Origin of the sequence: Protofrankia sp. Cr1 (assembly GCF_963555865.1) — a bacterium.
Classification (GTDB): domain Bacteria; phylum Actinomycetota; class Actinomycetes; order Frankiales; family Frankiaceae; genus Protofrankia.
Window position 1 is genome coordinate 16,117 of the sequence record NZ_CAUVXO010000074.1, and the last position, 601, is coordinate 16,717.

Consider the following 601-nt stretch of genomic DNA (forward strand, 5'->3'; position numbering starts at 1 on the left):
TGGTCTGCTCGCGGCGGCGCGGGCCGACCAGGGGTCGGTGACTGCGCTGACCGCCGAGCTCGTCCAGATACCGAGCCGAGGTGGGATCGACCCGTACAAGCCGGTGCTCGAGCACCTGAGGGGGTGGATGGTCGGTCGCGGTCTGGGGATCCGTCAGCTGTTCGATCCGGGGACGGCTGCTGTCGGGCTGGTCTGCGAACTTCCGGGAGGAACGGAGGGGCCGTGGCTGGTGCTGGACGCCTGTGTCGATACCGCTCCGTTCGGTGACGAACAGGCGTGGACGTATCCGCCGACCGGCGCCGTGATCAAAGATGGCTGGCTGTGGGGGCGGGGGGCGGCGGACTCCAAGGCGGGCGTGGCTATCTTCTGCCATCTGCTGGCACGCCTGGCTCCCGGGATGCATGAACGTCGGGGCGGGGTGGCTCTGCTCCTCGACGCCGACGAGCACACCGGCGCCTTTGGCGGTGCCCGCGCCTACTTCGCGGGACCCGACGCCCGGAAATGCATCGCCGGTGTCATGATCGGCTATCCGGGTATGGGCCATCTGGTCGTCGGTGGGCGTGGTGTGCTGCGGGTGCGGATCCAGGTTCATGGGGTCGCG

1 protein-coding gene is annotated in these 601 nt (G+C 69.4%); it reads left to right on the forward strand.

The genetic code is table 11. The annotated features are described in order from the left end of the window. A partial coding sequence (locus U9980_RS09085; protein ID WP_322767522.1) for a M20/M25/M40 family metallo-hydrolase occupies positions 1–601 on the forward strand: 601 nt, incomplete at both ends.